This window comes from Novosphingobium sp. NFX11 (assembly GCF_057376415.1).
The window spans coordinates 784,354-801,338 of record NZ_CP080384.1 but is presented as its reverse complement, the minus strand read 5'-3'; the positions used below and the strand labels follow the sequence as shown (position 1 = coordinate 801,338).

General features: G+C 65.3%; 10 protein-coding genes and 3 pseudogenes. 2 read left to right on the top strand and 11 right to left on the bottom strand.

The genetic code is table 11. The annotated features are described in order from the left end of the window. Positions 1-10 precede the first annotated feature (10 nt). The 3 genes and pseudogenes from KZO24_RS04145 to KZO24_RS04135 form a co-directional block, all read right to left on the bottom strand. Complete coding sequence (locus KZO24_RS04145) at positions 11-214, bottom strand: hypothetical protein (RefSeq protein WP_486486907.1); 204 nt, start codon at positions 212-214, stop codon at positions 11-13. A 259-nt stretch (positions 215-473) separates the two neighbouring features. Further along, positions 474-3,012, bottom strand: a pseudogene (locus KZO24_RS04140) (TonB-dependent receptor). 446 nt (positions 3,013-3,458) lie between these two features. Then, the gene (locus tag KZO24_RS04135) at positions 3,459-4,253 is read right to left on the bottom strand and encodes an outer membrane protein assembly factor BamD (RefSeq protein WP_271181185.1); all 795 of its coding nucleotides are present in this window, start codon (positions 4,251-4,253) and stop codon (positions 3,459-3,461) included. Positions 4,254-4,353: 100 nt separating this feature from the next. Here KZO24_RS04135 and KZO24_RS04130 point away from each other — a divergent pair, with 100 nt between their 5' ends. After that, positions 4,354-6,132: a cation:proton antiporter domain-containing protein gene (locus KZO24_RS04130; RefSeq protein WP_271181186.1), complete on the top strand. Its 1,779-nt coding sequence runs from the start codon at positions 4,354-4,356 to the stop codon at positions 6,130-6,132. Here the strand turns inward: KZO24_RS04130 and KZO24_RS04125 are convergent. Together KZO24_RS04125 and KZO24_RS04120 are read right to left on the bottom strand one after the other, a co-directional pair. Beyond that, positions 6,129-6,464 carry an Lrp/AsnC family transcriptional regulator gene (locus tag KZO24_RS04125; protein WP_486486906.1) on the bottom strand — a complete coding sequence of 112 codons (336 nt, stop codon included), beginning with the start codon at positions 6,462-6,464 and terminating at the stop codon, positions 6,129-6,131. The two genes, KZO24_RS04130 and KZO24_RS04125, sit on opposite strands and share 4 nt — an antisense overlap. A 61-nt stretch (positions 6,465-6,525) precedes the next feature. Continuing rightward, positions 6,526-6,606: pseudogene (locus KZO24_RS04120) on the bottom strand (AsnC family transcriptional regulator); the annotation flags it as partial. Positions 6,607-6,719: 113 nt separating this feature from the next. On the opposite strand from KZO24_RS04120, the pseudogene KZO24_RS04115 reads away from it, so the two are divergent. Then, positions 6,720-7,657: pseudogene (locus KZO24_RS04115) on the top strand (DMT family transporter). 106 nt (positions 7,658-7,763) lie between these two features. Here the strand turns inward: KZO24_RS04115 and KZO24_RS04110 are convergent. The 6 genes from KZO24_RS04110 to smpB all read right to left on the bottom strand — a co-directional run bounded on the left by KZO24_RS04110 (position 7,764) and on the right by smpB (position 16,890). After that, positions 7,764-8,699 (bottom strand): glutaminase, encoded by a 936-nt coding sequence (locus tag KZO24_RS04110; protein WP_271181189.1) that lies wholly within the window; start codon positions 8,697-8,699, stop codon positions 7,764-7,766. 142 nt (positions 8,700-8,841) lie between these two features. Continuing rightward, entirely contained in the window at positions 8,842-11,490 is a 2,649-nt protein-coding gene (alaS, locus tag KZO24_RS04105) for an alanine--tRNA ligase (RefSeq protein WP_486486905.1), read from the bottom strand. Between the two features lie 681 nt (positions 11,491-12,171). Beyond that, a complete protein-coding gene (recA, locus tag KZO24_RS04100) occupies positions 12,172-13,242 on the bottom strand; it encodes a recombinase RecA (RefSeq protein WP_008831281.1) in 1,071 nt (356 codons plus the stop codon). 122 nt (positions 13,243-13,364) lie between these two features. After that, positions 13,365-15,800: a hybrid sensor histidine kinase/response regulator gene (locus KZO24_RS04095; RefSeq protein WP_271181192.1), complete on the bottom strand. Its 2,436-nt coding sequence runs from the start codon at positions 15,798-15,800 to the stop codon at positions 13,365-13,367. 13 nt (positions 15,801-15,813) lie between these two features. Further along, positions 15,814-16,401 (bottom strand): DUF2062 domain-containing protein, encoded by a 588-nt coding sequence (locus KZO24_RS04090; protein ID WP_271181193.1) that lies wholly within the window; start codon positions 16,399-16,401, stop codon positions 15,814-15,816. Between the two features lie 6 nt (positions 16,402-16,407). After that, a complete protein-coding gene (smpB, locus tag KZO24_RS04085; protein WP_008831278.1) occupies positions 16,408-16,890 on the bottom strand; it encodes an SsrA-binding protein SmpB in 483 nt (160 codons plus the stop codon). Positions 16,891-16,985: the final 95 nt, after the last annotated feature.

Here is a 16,985-nt window from a genome sequence, read left to right as displayed (position 1 = left end):
GCGAAGCGTTCTAGCCGATGCGTGACCGCCCGTCACCCGCTTCGCGCGAAGCAAAGGCGATTACCAGCCCGTACTGCCGTTCAAGTAATGGGCGACGAGCGCGGCCCAGCCCGCGAGGAATATGGCGACGATCGCGGCAAGCTCGGGTCGCCATGTCCGCTTCTGGGCGGATCTCGACGCGGATGTCGGGCTCGAACGGGAAATCGTGCTTCATGTTCATTGCTCTTGCGACCTGTCCCAGCCTGTCGGCAGTCTCCGGCTTTTGTCCGAATTCCCTTTATGTAGGCTCACCTTAATTGGTAAAAACCACCATAAGGACGATTTCCATCAAAGAGAAATTACTTAAGGTTCACAGTGCAAACGATTTAAGCGATTTTTCAGATCAGCCCGTCGGAAAAAGTTCCCGGCTTGCCGCAATAAATTTACCCCCGCAGCGCGGATGACGCTGCGGGGGTACAAGCTTCAGGCGGGTTTCAGAAGGCGGATTTGATGGTGAAGCCCCAGGTCCGCGGGTCACCCGGAAGGCCGGCGATCAGGCCGGTATTGCCGGGGCCGACCATCAGCTGCTCGAAATAGTTCTCGTCGAAGGCATTGCGCACCCAACCGTAGACGTCGAACCCGCTTTCAGTGCGGAAACCAGCGCGGAAGTTGTGCAGGCTGTAACCGTCGATCCACGTGTAGGCCGAGGGCGACGGATCTCGACGAGAAGTTCGAACGCACCGAGCCGTCATAGCCGAAGTAGACCTCACCCTCCTTGCCGAGCAGCTTGGCCGGGGCGTTGACCTCGGCACCGAACGAGAACGAGAACTTCGAGACGCCCGGCAGGCGCTGGCCAGAGATGTCGCAGTTTTCGGGGCTGATGCCGCCCGGTGTACCTGCGGGACTGACCGTTGTGGTCGATGTGACGGTGGTGCCGCCGGAAAGCTCCGGCGGGCACGGCGCGTCGGTGAACTTGCGATAGGTCGCGTCGGTGTAGGCGCCGTTGACGTAAGCGTTGAACCGTTCGCTCGGACGGACCGAGAAGTCCGCCTCGACACCCTGCGAACGCACCGCTCCTGCATTGGCGAGATAGCCGCGCAGCACGCCGTACTGGCCGTTGTTCACGTTGGCCTGGTAGTTGGTGATGTCGGTGCGGAAGATCGAGAGATTGAAGGTCGCACGGCGATCCCAGAACTGCGTCTTGATGCCGGCTTCATAGTGATGGACCGACTCGGGCTTGACCGTCGCGGTCGCCAGGATCGGGTTGTTCTGCGCATCGACCGGCACGCCGTTCTGGTTGATGCCGCCCGACTTGAACGACTTCGCATAGGTCGCATAGAGCAGCACGTCCTGCGCCACCTTGTAGCTGGCGGTGAAGTCGTAGCTGAAGTTCCAGTCGCTGAACGTCGGCGAGATTTCCTGCGGTGTATAGATCGCCAGCTGCGCGCTCTGCCGCGCGGTGTAGCTGGGCAGGCCGAGCAGCAGTTCGTTGCCCTGCCCGTCGAACACGCGGCGCTGGTAGTAGCCTTCCTTCTTGTCGTAGTTGAGGCGCACGCCGGGCTGCAGGGTCAGTTCGGGCGTGATGTGCCAGCTCAACTGGCCATAGAGTGCGGCGCTGGTGTTCTTCAGGTACTGCGTGTTGTAGGCGACTAGGCCGTCAAGCACCGTCGGATCGCAGGCGAGTTGGTTCGCCGCGCTCGTACCGCAGCCCGAGGAGCCCGGCGGGACGGCGGCGACGCTGCCCGGATTGATGCTCCAGCGGCTCGCGGCCGCGCCTTGCGCCTCGGTGCCCTGCGTGTCGATGCGCTGGTAGAAACCGAAGGCGCCGACGACGAAGTCGATCTTGTCGCTGCTGTAGTTGTAGCGCAGTTCCTGCGTGTACTGGTCCTGCTGCGACGGGTTCTGCGACAACGCGACGATCGGCAGCCCGGTAAAGTCGCGGTCGTTCGAGGGATCCCAGTCCCAGAAGCGCCAGGCAGTGATCGAGGTCAGCGTGCCCTCGCCCAGTTCCCACTTCACGCGCAGCGAAGCGCCGCCGATCTTGTTCTTGGCGCGCAGGTCGGTGTCGAGATCGGTCAGACGGTCGAACGCATTCAGGCTCGGCGGCGCATAGCCCTGAGCAGCGGCGAGAGCCGCGAACTGGCGATTGATGGCTCGCTGGGTGGCGCCGGTGCGGACGTAGACCGAGCCGCAGCAGTTGGCGTCCTGGTTGCTGAAGTCGCCCGCGAGGGTCACGTCGATGGTATCGGTCGGCTTCCACAGCAGCTGGCCGCGCAGACCCAGATTGTCCTGGCTCTGGATGTGCTCGCCAGTGGTGACGTTGTAGATCGTGCCCTTGCGACTGGTCGAGGAGACGGCGATGCGCGCCGCGAGATTATCGGTCAGCGGGCCGGAGATCGCGGCCTTGGCCTGCTTGAAGTTGTAGTTGCCGATCGAGACCTCGGCCTTGCCCTCGAAGTCGAAGGTCGGCTGGTTGGTCGTGATGTTGATCGCGCCTGCCGTGGTGTTCTTGCCGTAGAGCGTACCCTGCGGCCCGCGCAGCACTTCGACCTGTGCCACGTCGAGGAAGTCGAACGTCGCGGAGGCCACGCGCGAGTTGTAGACGTCGTCGACGTAGATGCCGACGCCCTGCTCGATGCCGTCGTTGGTCAGGCCGAACGGAACGCCCAGACCACGGATGTTGACGGCGGTGTTGCGCGGGTTTGACGAGTAATACTGAAGCGTCGGCGTCAGCTGCTGCAGGCGGCCGACGTTGAAGGAACCGGTCGAATCGATGTGCTCCCCTCCAACGACCGAAATCGCGAGCGGCACTTCCTGGCTCGATTCCTGGCGGCGGCGTGCAGTGACGACGATGTCGGCGCCGCGGTCACGCGCACCGGTACCGACCGAAGTTGGATTGTCCTGCTCGTCGGCGGCGGACGCGGTGGCTGCGGCAGCAGGCGCGGCTTCTTCGGCATGTGCCGCAGAGAAGCCGATCGTCGCCGAAGCGAGTACGGTGGTTGCCAGTAATGTCCGGCGGACGAACGAAGTCATTATTCAAATCCTCTGTCAGGGAATTGAATGCAACCGGCGATCCGGTGTGCACCTGGTCGGCCTTCCCCTTCAGGGCCGGCAGGTATGGCTCGAGGGTCTGCGCGCGGCACTTCGCTGTCGAATGCGCCGCTTGCGGGTTCGGCCGGAAGGGATCATGGAATGCCTGCGGTGGCACCGCGTGGCCCTCATATGACTTTTCCTCCAGGCCGTTTCGCCTCTTGTTGAGCTTTTCTAATCTCAACTTATTTAGTGGACAATAGACTTCAGCTATCAGGCGCTAAAGTGAAACTGCTCGGCGGCAAAGCGAGGGATCGCCGCGGCGTGGCCCACGAGAAAAGCGGCGGCGCTGGGAAGCGCGGCCGCTAGAGGACAAATGTAAAGCATGATTGGCCCCGTGTACGGGGCTGTACTCCTCTCCCGAGCAAGCCCGGAAGAGGGCCGGAATATCAGGCCGCGACGTTCTTCGGCGCGCTCTTTTCCATCAGCTTGTAGGCACGGGCATACCAGTCGCTGTTCGGGTAGTTGTGCTCCAGAACGGCTGCTGCCTTCTGCGCTTCTTCGGGGATACCCATCGAAAGGTAGCCCTCGACAAGGCGGTACAGTGCCTCGGGCGTGTGGCTGGTGGTCTGGAAGTTATCGACCACATTGCGGAAGCGCAGCGTCGCCGCCAGCCACTTGCCGCTACGCTCATAGGAGCGGCCGATGGTCATTTCCTTGCCCGCGAGGTGATCGTTGACGAGGTCGATCTTGAGCTGGGCGTCACGCGCATAAGTCGTGCCGGGATAACGGCGCATCACGTCGGTCAGCGCCTGCTTGGCCTGCTGCGTGGTCTTCTGGTCGCGGGTCACGTCGCTGATCTGTTCATAATAGCAGATCGAGATCAGGTAGTAGGCGTAAGGCGCGTCCTTGTTGCCCGGGTGAATCGACAGGAAGCGCTGCGCCGACTGGACAGCCTTGTTGTAGTCACGCGCTGCATAGTAGCTGAACGCGCTCATCAGCTGCGCGCGGCGCGCCCAGGGCGAATAGGGATGCTGGCGCTCGACCTCGTCGAACAGCGCGGCGGCCTGCTTGGTGCGGCCGGTTTCCAGCCGTTCCTGCGCGGCGGCATAGAGCGTATCGACGTCGCGCGCGACGTAGGCGGTATCGCGATTCTTCGCCCGTCCCCCGCAACCGGCAGTGAGAACGATCGCCCCGGTAGCGGCGGCGAGGATGGCGGTCTTGAGCGACGAGCGTGCGAACATGGACGGGTCTATAACCAGCGCTTCGCTGAACGCCAAGTGAAGTTGCGCAAGAGTGGACAGCGCAATTGTCGCAAGCCGCTACAACCTCTAGGCTTCCCGCATGGCAGGCAGCAGCGATCTCTATTCCCCGATGATGTCCGACGCCCTGGTGATCCTGGGCGCGGCAGGCATCGTCATCCCGGTGTTCAACCGGTTCCGCATCACGCCCGTCATCGGCTTCATCCTCGTCGGCCTGCTGGTCGGTCCGTTCGGGCTCGGCCGCCATGTGTTCGACCATCGCTGGCTGCATTACATCACCATCACCGACCCGGACGGGCTGGATATCTTCGCCGAATTCGGCATCATCCTGCTGCTGTTCTCGATCGGTCTGGAGCTGTCCTTCGCCCGCCTGTGGGAGATGCGGCGCATGGTCTTCGGGCTGGGCTCGCTCGAACTGATTGTCATCGCCGCCTCTCTGACCTTCATCCTTGCGGCGATCGGCCAGAGCTTTTCCGGCGCCATGGCGCTGGGTCTCGCCCTCGCGCTGTCGTCCACCGCACTGGTGCTCAAGATCACCGAGACGACAACGCCGGTCGGCAAGGCCGCACTGGCGATGCTGCTGTTCGAGGATATCGCCCTCGTCCCCATCATCTTCCTGCTCGGCGCGCTCGGCCCGCACACCGGGGACGGTGTCAGCGACCTGCTCAACACCCTGTTGTGGGGCACCGTGGTGGTCGGCGGCCTGCTGATCTTCGGCCGCTACCTGCTGCCGCCGCTGTTCGCGCAGGCTGCCCGCACCAAGAGCCCCGAACTGTTCCTCGCCGCGAGTTTGCTGGTGGTGATCGTCGCCTCGCTGGCAACCGCCGCCGCCGGGCTTTCCCCCATCGTCGGCGCCCTCGTCGCCGGGCTGCTGATCGCCGAGACCGAGTACCATTCGGAGGTCGAGCAGATCACCGAACCGTTCAAGGGCCTCGCCCTCGGCGTCTTCCTGATCACCATCGGCATGAGCATCGACCTCTATGTCGTCTGGGAAAACCTCGCCTCGATCCTGATCGCGACGGTCGTGGTCATCGTGCTCAAATCGGTGGTGACCGGCGTGATGCTGCGGGTGATGGGCGCCCGGCGCGGCACTGCGACCGAAGCGGGCATCCTCATGTCGAGCCCTTCGGAGACCACGCTGATCGTGCTGACCGCGGCCAGCACCGCCCAGTTGATCCAGCCCGGCACGGCGCAGTTCTGGCAGATCGTCACCGCGCTCGGCCTGACGGTGACCCCGCTCCTGGCGATGGCCGGTAAGGTCATGGGCAAGCGCGTGGACGGCGCCGAAACGCCGCACCGTCCCGCCGACGACGCCACCCGCCCGCGCACGCTGATCGTCGGTTTCGGCCGCGTCGGCCACCTCGTCGCCGACATGCTGACCCGGCACGGGCGGCCCTATCTCGCCATCGACAGCGACGCCGACCTCGTGACCCACGGCCGGCGCCTCGGCTACACCGTCGCCTTCGGTAACGCGGGTCGCGGCGACGCCTTGGTGCGGCTCGGCGCGGCGGAGGCGGCGGCGGTGATCCTCACCATGGACGAGCCTGTCACCGCCCAGCGCATCGTGCGCAAACTACGCCAGCAGTTCCCCGACCTGCCGATTCTCGCCCGCGCCCGCGACGCCGACCATGCCGCCCAGCTCTACCGCGCCGGAGCCAGCTATGCCGTGCCCGAAACACTGGAAAGTTCGCTGCAGCTTTCCGAGGCCGCGCTTGTCGAAACCGGCGTCGCGATGGGACCGATCATCGCCTCGATCCACGAAAAGCGCGACGAATTCCGCGAGATGATCATGGAACGCGGCGGCCTTTCGGAGAAGCCCTCGCTGAAATCCGGCCAGCTGCGTGAGGCGGAAAGAGCTTAGGGAACAACCACTTCCGCACCACCCTTGACCCGGTCAAGGGCGATCAGCGTGCGGAAACTCGCCACCCATTCGTGGTCGGAAAACAGCCGCCGCGTCAGCACTTCGTAGGCGCTCATGTCCGTAGTGACGACCACCAGAACGAAGCTGGTGCCGCCGGTCGTATAGTAGCACTGTTGCACTTCGGGCGTCTCGCGGAACAGCGCCTTGGCGCGATCGATACTGGCGGTGCGCTCGTCGCGCAGGAACACCTCGACGATCGCGGTGACCGTCAGCGAGAGCGCCGCCGGATCGACCAGCGCGACGTTGGCGACGATCGTGCCCGACTGCTCCATCGCCGCGATCTCGCCGCTGCACCGCCGCCGCCGAGAGGTTCACCGCTTCCCCGATCGCGCGCTGGGGCGTCTTGTTATCACGCTGCAGGATTCGCAGGATTTCACGGTCGAAGGCGTCGAGCGGGGTGGTCTTCTTGGGCATATGCGAGTTTTTGTTGCGTTTCGCCGCTAAATCAAGAGCGCACAACCCGCTGTCCAGGTGATATTCGCTCACGGCACATAACGGCACTCAGCGGCACATAAAGCTACCACACGATGACCACAGGCACGGCAATCCCCACTGACAACCGCCTGACCGGCGTGCTCTGCGGCATCGGCGCGGGGGCCTTGTGGGGCCTCGTGTTCCTGGCGCCCGAACTGGCGGGCAGCTTCTCCCCCTCCAGCTGAGCATCGGCCGCTACCTGTGTTACGGAGCCGCATCGGCCGTGCTGATCGCCCCGCGCCGCCGCCAGGTCTTCTCAGCACTGACCCGGCGCGAGTGGTGGAGCCTCGCCTGGCTCGCCCTGCTCGGCAACACCGCCTACTTCGTGTTCCTCGCCAGCGCCGTGCAATCGGGCGGGGTCGCGATGACCTCGCTGGTGATCGGCTTCCTGCCCGTAGCGGTGACCATCGTGGGCAGCCGCGACCATGGTGCCGTACCGCTGCGCCGCCTCGCGCCCTCGCTGCTGCTCTGCGCCGGAGGAGCGGTCTGCATCGGCTGGCAGTCGCTGGCCTCGCCCGCCTCCGGATCGACGACCGCGCAACTGACCGGCCTCGCCTGCGCCATCGGCGCGCTCGCCTCGTGGACCACGTTCGCGATCGGCAATGCCCGCTGCCTCGTCCGTACCAAAGTCTCAGTCCATGAGTGGAACCTGCTGACCGGCCTCGTCACCGGAGCGCAGGCCCTGCTCCTCCTCCCCGTCTCGCTCGTGCTGGAGGACTGGCGCCGCCCCGCCCCCGAATGGCTGACTTTCGCGGCCGTCTGCGTCGCCGTCGCGCTCCTCGCCTCGATTCTCGGCAATGCGCTGTGGAACCGGATGAGCCGCCTGCTGCCACTCACCCTCGTCGGCCAGATGATCCTGTTCGAAACGCTGTTCGCGCTGATCTACGGCTTCGCATGGGAAGGCCGCCTGCCGACGCCGATGGAACTGGCGGCCTTCACGCTAGTCGTAGCGAGCGTGGTCACCTGCCTTTCGGCGCATCGCCGCCCCTGATTCGTCATTGCGAGCACAGCGAAGCAATCCAGGGCAGCATTACACCGCTCTGGATTGCTTCGCTCTGCTCGCAATGACGATTGGTGGAAAGCCCCACCTCAAGGACCTATCCCCTCGGCTCGAACACCGACCATCCCGTGCGGTGGACAAGCTGTTCCAGCGCCAGTTGCCCGAGGTGCGAGTTGCCCGCCTCGTTCAGCCCCGGCGACCACACCGCGATGCTGGCGATCCCCGGAGCCACCGACAAGATGCCGCCCCCGACCCCCGACTTGCCCGGCAGGCCGATGCGATAGGCGAAGTCGCCCGAATTGTCGTAGTGCCCGCAGGACATCATCAGCGCATTGATGCGCCGCGCCCGCCGTGCAGTGACCACCCGGTGCCCCTCCACACGCCCGTCCCCCATCAGGAAGCGCCCCGCCATTGCCAACTGCCGACAGCTCATCGCCAGCGCGCAGAAGTGGAAATAGGTGCCCAGCACCAGTTCCACGTCGCCATGGATGTTCCCGAAGGCGCGCATGTAATTGGCCAGCGCCATGTTGCGAAAGCCGGTCTCCTGCTCGGCGCGGGCGACGGTCTCGTCTATGCGGATCGTATCGTCGTCGCCCGCCAGTTCGCGCACGAAACGCAGCATCTGCCCGATCGCCTCGCGCGGCTGCAACCGGCCAAGCAGCACATCGCACACCACGATAGCCCCGGCGTTGATGAAGGGATTGCGCGGAATGCCGTGCTCGGTTTCCAGTTGGACGATGGAGTTGAACGCCGACCCCGAAGGCTCGCGGCCCACCCGGTTCCACAACTGGTCCCCCACCGCGCCCAATGCCAGCGTCAACGCGAAGACCTTGGAGATCGACTGGATCGAAAACGCCTCGTCCGCATCGCCTGCGGCGTGAACCGTGCCGTCGGCCATGACCACGGCGATGCCGAACTTGTCGGCCGGAACCGACGCGAGCGGCGGAATATAGGAGGCGACGGTGCCGCGCTCGGCAATGCCGCGCATTTCCTCGGCGATATCGGCGACGATTTCAGCAAGGTCGGACGCCATTACAACTCCCGTCGTCCCGGACTTGATCCGGGACCGCTGGCCGTGAACGACCCACCTCGCACCGCGCGCGGCCGCCTCTCACCTAAAGACAGCCACCGGTCCCGGATCAAGTCCGGGACGACGCCTCATTCGCAGCCAGCGGTTACCCCGCCAGCGCCGCCTTCACCGCCGCGATGGCATCCGCCGCCTTGTCGCCGTCGGGACCGCCGCCCTGCGCCATGTCGGCGCGGCCGCCGCCGCCCTTGCCGCCAAGCGCCTCGACGCCCTTGCGGACGAGTTCGACCGCGCTGACGGTGCCGGTGAGGTCTTCGGTGACGGCAGCGGCGATGCTCGCCTTGCCCTCGTTCACCGCGACGATCGCCGCCACGCCCGAACCGAGCCGCTGCTTGGCCTGATCGAGCAGCCCGCGCAATTCCTTGGGATCGAGACCTTCGAGCACCTGCCCGGAGAACTTCACGCCGCCTACGTCCTCGTCAGCCGCCTCGGCCTTCGCGCCGCCACCGCCGAGGGCAAGCGCCTTCTTCGCCTCGGCCAGTTCGCGCTCCAGCTTGCGGCGTTCGTCGAGCAGCGCGGCGACGCGGGCTTCCACGTCCTCCGGCGTCGTGCGCAGCAGGCTGGCGGCGTTCTTCAGCGCATCCTCGCGGCCGACCAGCCACTGGCGCGCGCCCTCGCCGGTCATCGCCTCGATACGGCGCACACCCGAGGACACCGCGCTTTCCGACACGATGCGGAACACACCGATGTCGCCGGTGGCGCGCACGTGGGTGCCGCCGCAAAGCTCGACCGAATACGTCCGGTCGCCGGAATGGCGGCCCATCGAGAGTACGCGGACTTCGTCGCCGTACTTCTCGCCGAACAGCGCCATGGCGCCTGCTCCGATGGCGTCTTCCGGCGTCATCAGGCGGGTGAGCACCTGCTCGTTGGCACGGACTTCGGCGTTCACCTCGGCCTCGATCGCGGCGATGTCGTCGTCGGAAAGCGCCTTGGGGTGCGAGAAGTCGAAGCGCAGACGGTCCGCCGCAACAAGCGAGCCCTTCTGCGTGACATGGTCGCCCAGACGGCCGCGCAGTGCCGCATGCAGCAGGTGCGTCGCGGAGTGGTTGGCGCGCACGGCATCGCGGCGCTCGACATCGACCGCCATGGCGACGGCATCGCCCAGCTTGATCGTGCCCGCCTCGACCGTGCCGCTCATCGCGTGCAGGCGGCCGAGCGGCTTGGCGGTGTCGGTTACGGTGATCTTGAGGCCGTTCGCGCCAGAGATCGAGCCGCGATCGCCTTCCTGACCACCCGATCTGCCGTAGAACGGGGTCTGGTTGGTGAGCACGACGACCTCGTCGCCCGCGTTCGCCGACTGGACTTCCTTGCCGTCCTTCACCAGCGCCACGACCTGGCCTTCGCCGGTGGTGGAGGTGTAGCCGGTGAACTCGCTGGCGCCTTCGCGCTCGGCGATGTCGAACCACACTTCGCTGTCGGCGGCCTGGCCCGAACCCTTCCACGCGGCGCGCGCGGCGGCCTTCTGCTGCGCCATGGCGGCGTCGAAGCCCGCCTTGTCGACCGCGATGCCGCGCGAACGCAGGGCGTCTTCGGTCAGGTCATAGGGGAAGCCGAAAGTGTCGTAGAGCTTGAACGCGGTTTCGCCCGGAAGTTCGCCGCCCTCGCCCATGCCGGTGGTCGCCTCGTCGAGCAGCTTGATGCCGTTCGACAGGGTGCGGCGGAACTGTACTTCCTCGCGCTCCAGCGTCTCTTCGATCAGCGGCTGAGCCCGGCCGAGTTCGGGATAGGCCTGGCCCATCTCAGCGACTAGCGCGGGCACTAGACGGTGCATCAACGGATCGTGCGCGCCCAGCAGGTGCGCATGGCGCATGGCGCGGCGCATGATGCGGCGCAGGACATAGCCGCGACCCTCGTTCGAAGGCAGCACGCCATCGGCCAGCAGGAAGCTGGTCGAGCGCAGGTGATCGGCGATCACGCGGTGGCTGGCGCGGCTGTCACCCTCGGCGGCAACGCCGGTCAGGCTTTCCGACGCGGCGATCAGCGCCTTGAAGGTGTCGATGTCGTAGTTGTCGTGCACGCCCTGCATGACGGCGGAGATGCGCTCCAGACCCATGCCGGTGTCGATCGAGGGCTTGGGCAGGTTGCCGACGATCTCGCCCGCCGACTGCTCGAACTGCATGAACACGAGGTTCCAGATCTCGATGAAGCGGTCGCCGTCCTCTTCCGGCGATCCCGGAGGGCCGCCCCAGATGTGGTCGCCATGATCGAAGAAGATTTCCGAGCACGGACCGCACGGGCCTTCATCACCCATCGCCCAGAAGTTGTCCTTCGTGGGGATGCGGATGATCTTCTGCTCGGGCAGACCGGCGATCTTCTTCCACAAGTCGAAGGCTTCGTCGTCGGTATGATAGACGGTGACCAGCAGCTTCTCGACCGGCAGGCCCCACTCCTTCGTCAGCAGCGTCCACGCATGGGTGATCGCCTGCTCCTTGAAGTAATCGCCGAACGAGAAATTGCCGAGCATCTCGAAGAACGTGTGATGGCGCGCGGTGTAGCCGACGTTATCGAGATCGTTGTGCTTACCGCCCGCGCGAACGCACTTCTGCGAGGACGTGGCGCGCGGCGTGGCGCGGGTTTCCAGGCCGGTGAACACGTTCTTGAACGGCACCATGCCCGCATTGACGAACATCAGCGTCGGGTCGTTGTAAGGAACGAGCGGCGCGGACTGCACGGCCTCATGACCATTGCTGGCGAAGTAGTCGAGGAAGGACCGGCGGATGTCGTTCGTAGTCTGCATGATTTGCGCCGATAATGGACACCGCGCGCGGCGGCAAGCGGGAGTCTGCGGTCAGACTGGTCGGGAATTGCGATGATACGCCGGTTTTTGCACCATAGTGGCGGGCGGGTTACGGAAGAAGGGAAGAAGACGCAGGGGAGCATAGCCCCCTGCACCCCCATTACCTGTCGTCGCCGCGCGTGCAGCAGTCTTGGGTACGCATTGCCTTCGTGGATCACGGTGCCGCGGGCTATTTCGACATGGAAGACGGCTTCGCCGCGGAAAGCGCATGACTGTGAACGATTCTCTGCGTGAGCACTGCAAGCGCTTCAGTCGTATATTCAGAGGATGTCCAAGATCGAACAATCCCTCGCCCTGCCCTTGCGGCGCCTGACCAATCCCATCCAACTGAGCATCGGCGCCGCCGTGACAGTAGCCGGTACCATCCTGGCCCTGTCCCACCTCTGATTTCTTCCATCGCTCGTCATTGCGAGCGCAGCGAAGCAATCCAGGGCAGCGTAAACCGCCATGGATTGCTTCGCTGCGCTCGCAATGACGAGGACTTTGCCCGACAGCCCAACGCCGCTGCAAGACGCGAGGCCGACAGTCCCGGGAGCGCGAGGGTGTTAACCCTCGCATTCATACTTCAATCTCTTCCCGAAACAAAAAACCCCGACATTCCTGCCGGGGTTCCTTGTCGGATCAGGCGTCGTCCTCGGAAGGTCCGACCATCATTTCCTCCGCCAGACCGTCGGTCTTGGTGCGGATCGCCTTCTCGAGACGATCGCAGACTTCGGGGTTGGTCTTGAGGTAGGTCTTGGCGTTCTCACGCCCCTGCCCGATGCGGATCGAATCGTAGCTGAACCATGCGCCCGACTTCTCGACGAGGCCGGCCTTGACGCCGAGGTCGAGGATTTCGCCGATCTTGGAGACGCCTTCGCCGTACATGATGTCGAATTCGACCTGCTTGAACGGCGGGGCGACCTTGTTCTTGACGATCTTGACGCGGGTGGCGTTGCCGACGACTTCATCGCGGTCCTTGATCGCGCCCGTGCGGCGGATGTCGAGGCGGACCGAGGCATAGAACTTGAGCGCGTTGCCGCCCGTGGTCGTCTCCGGGTTGCCGTACATGACGCCGATCTTCATGCGCAGCTGGTTGATGAAGATCACCATGCAGCGCGAGCGGCTGATCGAACCGGTCAGCTTGCGCAGCGACTGGCTCATCAGGCGGGCCTGCAGACCGACGTGGCTGTCGCCCATCTCGCCTTCGATTTCGGCGCGGGGGACGAGGGCGGCGACCGAGTCGACCACCAGCACGTCGATCGCGTTCGAGCGCACCAGCGTGTCGACGATTTCCAGCGCCTGCTCACCGGTGTCGGGCTGCGAGACGATCAGTTCGTCGATGTTGACGCCCAGCTTCTTGGCATAGACCGGGTCGAGCGCGTGTTCGGCGTCGATGAAGGCGGCGGTGCCGCCGGTCTTCTGCGCTTCGGCGATGCAGTGCAGCGCGAGCGTGGTCTTGCCCGAGCTTTCCGGACCGTAGATCTCGATCACGCGGCCGCGCGGCAGGCCGCCGACGCCGAGTGCGATATCCAGACCGAGCGAACCGGTGGAGATCGCTTCGACTTGCATGGTCTCCTTCGAGCCCAGCTTCATCGCGGAGCCCTTGCCGAACGCCTTGTCGATCTGTGCGAGCGCGGCTTCGAGCGCCTTCTGACGGTCCATGGAGTCCTTTTCCTTGCCTTCCTGGATCAGCTTGAGCTGAGCGGCCATATTACTTACCTCCTGCTACCTAGCTGACCGGAAAGGTCAACGTCACGAAGCGACCTGTACTCGCTTCGTTCCACCAGAACAAGACAGGAACTTCGGCAGATTTCCGTTTTTTAACGCGGGAATCAGCCCTTGACGGTCTGCGCCAGAACTTCCCCGACTTTTTCGGAGAGCTGCTGGACCGAGAACGGCTTGGGCATGAACCAGGCGTTGGGGATGCCGATCTGCTTGCGCAGCTGCTCCTCCGCATAGCCCGACATGAACAGCACCGGCAGGTCGGGCGCGAAGCGGCGAATCTCGCGCGCCATGGCCGGACCGTCGAGCGTGGGCATGACGACGTCGGAGACGACGAGGTCGAACTGGCCGCCCTCCTCCACCAGTTCGAGGCCCTCTTCACCGTCGCGCGCGCAGGTGACCTGGTAGCCCTGCCGGGTGAGCGCGCGTTCGGCGACGATGCGCACCGGGTCTTCGTCCTCGACCAGCAGGATCGAACCGCCGCCCGCCCACTGCGTCGGCGGCGGGGTGGGGGCGACGATCGCCTTTTCAGGGAGGCTGCCGGGGGTCGCGTGGTGGACGGGAAGATAGACGGTGAAGCGCGTGCCGCCGCCTTTGCCGTTTTGGCCCACGTCGGTCTCGGCGAAGATGAAGCCGCCCGACTGCTTGACGATGCCGTAGACCGTCGAGAGGCCGAGGCCGGTGCCCTTGCCCTGCTCCTTGGTGGTGAAGAACGGCTCGAAGATCTTGCCGAGGATTTCGGGCGGGATGCCACCGCCGGTGTCCTCAACGATGAGGGCGGTGTACTCGCCCGCCGGGATGATTTCCGAGCGCATCGCGCGCACATCGGTGGTGGTGATGCGGCGAGTGGCGAGGGTCAGCTTGCCCGCGCCGTCGCCGCGCGATTGCATGGCGTCGCGGGCGTTGACGCACAAGTTGACGATGACCTGCTCAAGCTGCGTCGGGTCGGCACGGACGGGGCCGAGATCGCGGTCGTGGGTGACGGCAAGCTGGATTTTCTCGCCGATCAGGCGGCGCAGCATCTGCGAGACGTCGGCGACGACGTCGGGCACCTGGATCACCTCGGGCCGCAGGGTCTGCTGGCGCGAGAAGGCGAGCAACTGGCGGGTCAGCGAGGCGGCGCGGTTGGAGTTGGCGCGGATCTGCTGGATGTCGTCATAGTCCGAATCGCCCGGCGTATGGCGCATCAGCATGAGGTCGCAGGTGCCGAGAATGGCGGTGAGCACATTGTTGAAATCGTGCGCGACGCCGCCCGCAAGCTGGCCCACCGCCTGCATCTTGGTGGCCTGTGCGACCTGACGCTTGAGGCGCATTTCCTCAGAGGTATCGGTAAGCCCGAGCAACACAGCGGCATCGCCAAGGCCGCGCACGCCCGCGAGGCTGAGCGAGACGGGATCATCCGGCTGACTGGTCAGGCGGATCGCGAGGTCTCCCGCCGCAGCCGGGCCTTGCGCGAAGCGACGGATCGCTTCGGACAGCGCGCGCTTGTCATCCTTGACGACGAGGTCGGTCGGGTAGGTCGGCGGCTCCTGCCCTTCGTGGCCGGCCGCGCGCATGAAGGCCGGGTTGGCGAAGAGGAGGCGTCCGTCGCGGTCGGCCATGGCGAGGCCAAGCGGGAGCTGGCTGAGAAGTGCCTCCAGATGCGGCGCGGAGCCGGTGCCGCCGCCTCCGGTGCCGATGCCCTGCGAGGCCTCGACCACGAGCATCAGCGACGGGGTCGTGTTGGGGTCGGCCTCGTCGGTACGGTCAGGGTCGGTGACGGGGACGTGATAGAGTACCAGCGCGCCGCCGCGCCCGCCATCGCGCGCCCAGCCGATCCGCTCGCCCTCCTCCTGCCCGAGCAGCGCGACGAAGTCGGCGCCGGTCATGTCGGCATGGGCATCACCGGTGGCGCGCAGGGCGAAACCGGCGCTCGCGGCGCGGATGGTGCCGTCGGGATCGACCAGCGCGGCGGCGATGCCCGCCTTGGAAAGGCCGCGTCCCAGCTTGCCATCAAGCTGCGCGACGAGTTCGCCGACCGGGTCGCTGGAGCCGATGGCGCCGATGCGCCAGACGAGGAAATCGTCGCCCCTGCCGGTGCGGCGCACGTCTGCGCGCCAGTGGACGCCGTCCTCGTTGGCAATCTCGGCCGTGCCGTGACCGTCGCGCCAGGCGCGACGAGTGGCTTCGGCGAGGCGTTCGAGCGAGATCGGCAGAACCGGCAGGCTGGGCGGCGCGGCAGCGGGGCCGAACCAGTTTTCGAAACAGGAATTGGCGCAAGTCAGGCGCCCGGCACGGTCGGTGACGGCAATCGCCATGTCGGCGCGCTCGATCCCGGCGACGGTGACCGACCAGTCGGGCTGGGCGAACTCGACCTCGGCGGCGGGCGCGCGGCGACGGGCAAGCGCCCATGCGCCTGCACCGAACACGAGGATCGCGGCGAGGAACGTCGCCATCAGCAGCACGTCGCCCGAGACGATCCAGATCAGCACGGCGCTCAGAAGCAGGGCTCCGACGACGACGAGGACGTCAGTGCGCAGTCCGGGGCGCTGTATGCCAGAGTTCATGCAGAGACTTCATTCATGCGGGGGTTTCCGTGGGGGCTTCAATGCGATCCCGTTTCGGCCGCAGGCGGCGGGCGCGGTGCTTGTGGCCGATCCACCAGCGCCAGAACCACAAGGTCAGGAAATAGCTGACGAAAGCGGCGATGACCGACTGGATGAACAGTCCGATCACCACGGCGGGCGCGGTATCGGAAAGCAGCCAGTGCCACCACTGCTGGAAACCCGCGCCTTCACGCACCATCGCGTTCACCGTGGCGATGTCGGCATGGTAACCGAAGCTATTGCCGATCGAAACCGCGAGCGGGAGGATGATCAGCAGCGTCGTGAACGGATTGGAGATGAAGGTCACCGCCGCCGCGAGCGGGATGTTGCCGCGAAACGGCACGCACATCAGCGCCGCGCCGACGATCTGTACGCCCGGAATCAGCGCGAAGATGCCGATGAACATGCCCACCGCCATGCCGCGCGGGACCGAGCGGCGGGTGAAGCGGAACAGTTCCTGCCGCCTTGCGAAAGGCGCGGTGAAGCGATTCCCCTCAAGCTGGGCGTGAGTGGGCATCTGCCGGTGCAGCCACACGGACATGCGGTGGAGGATTGCGCTCATCCCGGCTCAGCCGTGGTCGCGCATGATGCGGGCCTGGTCGCGCTTCCAGTCGCGGTCCTTGATCGTCTGGCGCTTGTCGGCGGCGTTCTTGCCCTTGGCGAGCGCCAGTTCGACTTTCGCGCGGCCCCGGCTGTTGAAGTAGATCGACAGCGGCACGAGCGTCATGCCCTTGCGCTCCACAGCGCCCTGCAGACGGGAGATTTCCCGTTCATGCAGCAGCAGCTTGCGGGGGCGCTTGGGCGTGTGGTTGAAGCGGTTGCCGTGGCTGAATTCAGGCACGTTGGCGTTGACCAGCCAGCATTCGCCGCCGCGAATCTCGGCGAAGGATTCGGCGATCGAACCCTCGCCGAAACGGAGCGACTTCACTTCGGTGCCGGTGAGCGCGATGCCGGCCTCGAACTTGTCCTCGATATAATAGTCGAACCGTGCCTTGCGGTTTTCCGCAACGGTCTTGAACTTGTCGAATACGGAGTTTTGAGGGCGTGCCATGATCAGCCGCATGTAGGGACAAGACGGCGAAAAGAAAACGCCCCTTTGATCCGGTTCAGCGCGAGAAATCCTCCACGCGCCACGAAGCGGCCGAA

Coding starts and splice junctions, on each gene's coding strand:
- KZO24_RS04110 (WP_271181189.1), bottom strand. CDS start 8,699: ATGGCGTCCGACCTTGCTGAAATCGTCGCCGATATCGCCGAGGAAATG.
- KZO24_RS04095 (WP_271181192.1), bottom strand. CDS start 15,800: ATGAACTCTGGCATACAGCGCCCCGGACTGCGCACTGACGTCCTCGTC.
- KZO24_RS04145 (WP_486486907.1), bottom strand. CDS start 214: ATGAAGCACGATTTCCCGTTCGAGCCCGACATCCGCGTCGAGATCCGC.
- alaS (WP_486486905.1), bottom strand. CDS start 11,490: ATGCAGACTACGAACGACATCCGCCGGTCCTTCCTCGACTACTTCGCC.
- smpB (WP_008831278.1), bottom strand. CDS start 16,890: ATGGCACGCCCTCAAAACTCCGTATTCGACAAGTTCAAGACCGTTGCG.
- KZO24_RS04130 (WP_271181186.1), top strand. CDS start 4,354: ATGGCAGGCAGCAGCGATCTCTATTCCCCGATGATGTCCGACGCCCTG.
- KZO24_RS04125 (WP_486486906.1), bottom strand. CDS start 6,464: ATGGAGCAGTCGGGCACGATCGTCGCCAACGTCGCGCTGGTCGATCCG.
- recA (WP_008831281.1), bottom strand. CDS start 13,242: ATGGCCGCTCAGCTCAAGCTGATCCAGGAAGGCAAGGAAAAGGACTCC.
- KZO24_RS04135 (WP_271181185.1), bottom strand. CDS start 4,253: ATGTTCGCACGCTCGTCGCTCAAGACCGCCATCCTCGCCGCCGCTACC.
- KZO24_RS04090 (WP_271181193.1), bottom strand. CDS start 16,401: ATGAGCGCAATCCTCCACCGCATGTCCGTGTGGCTGCACCGGCAGATG.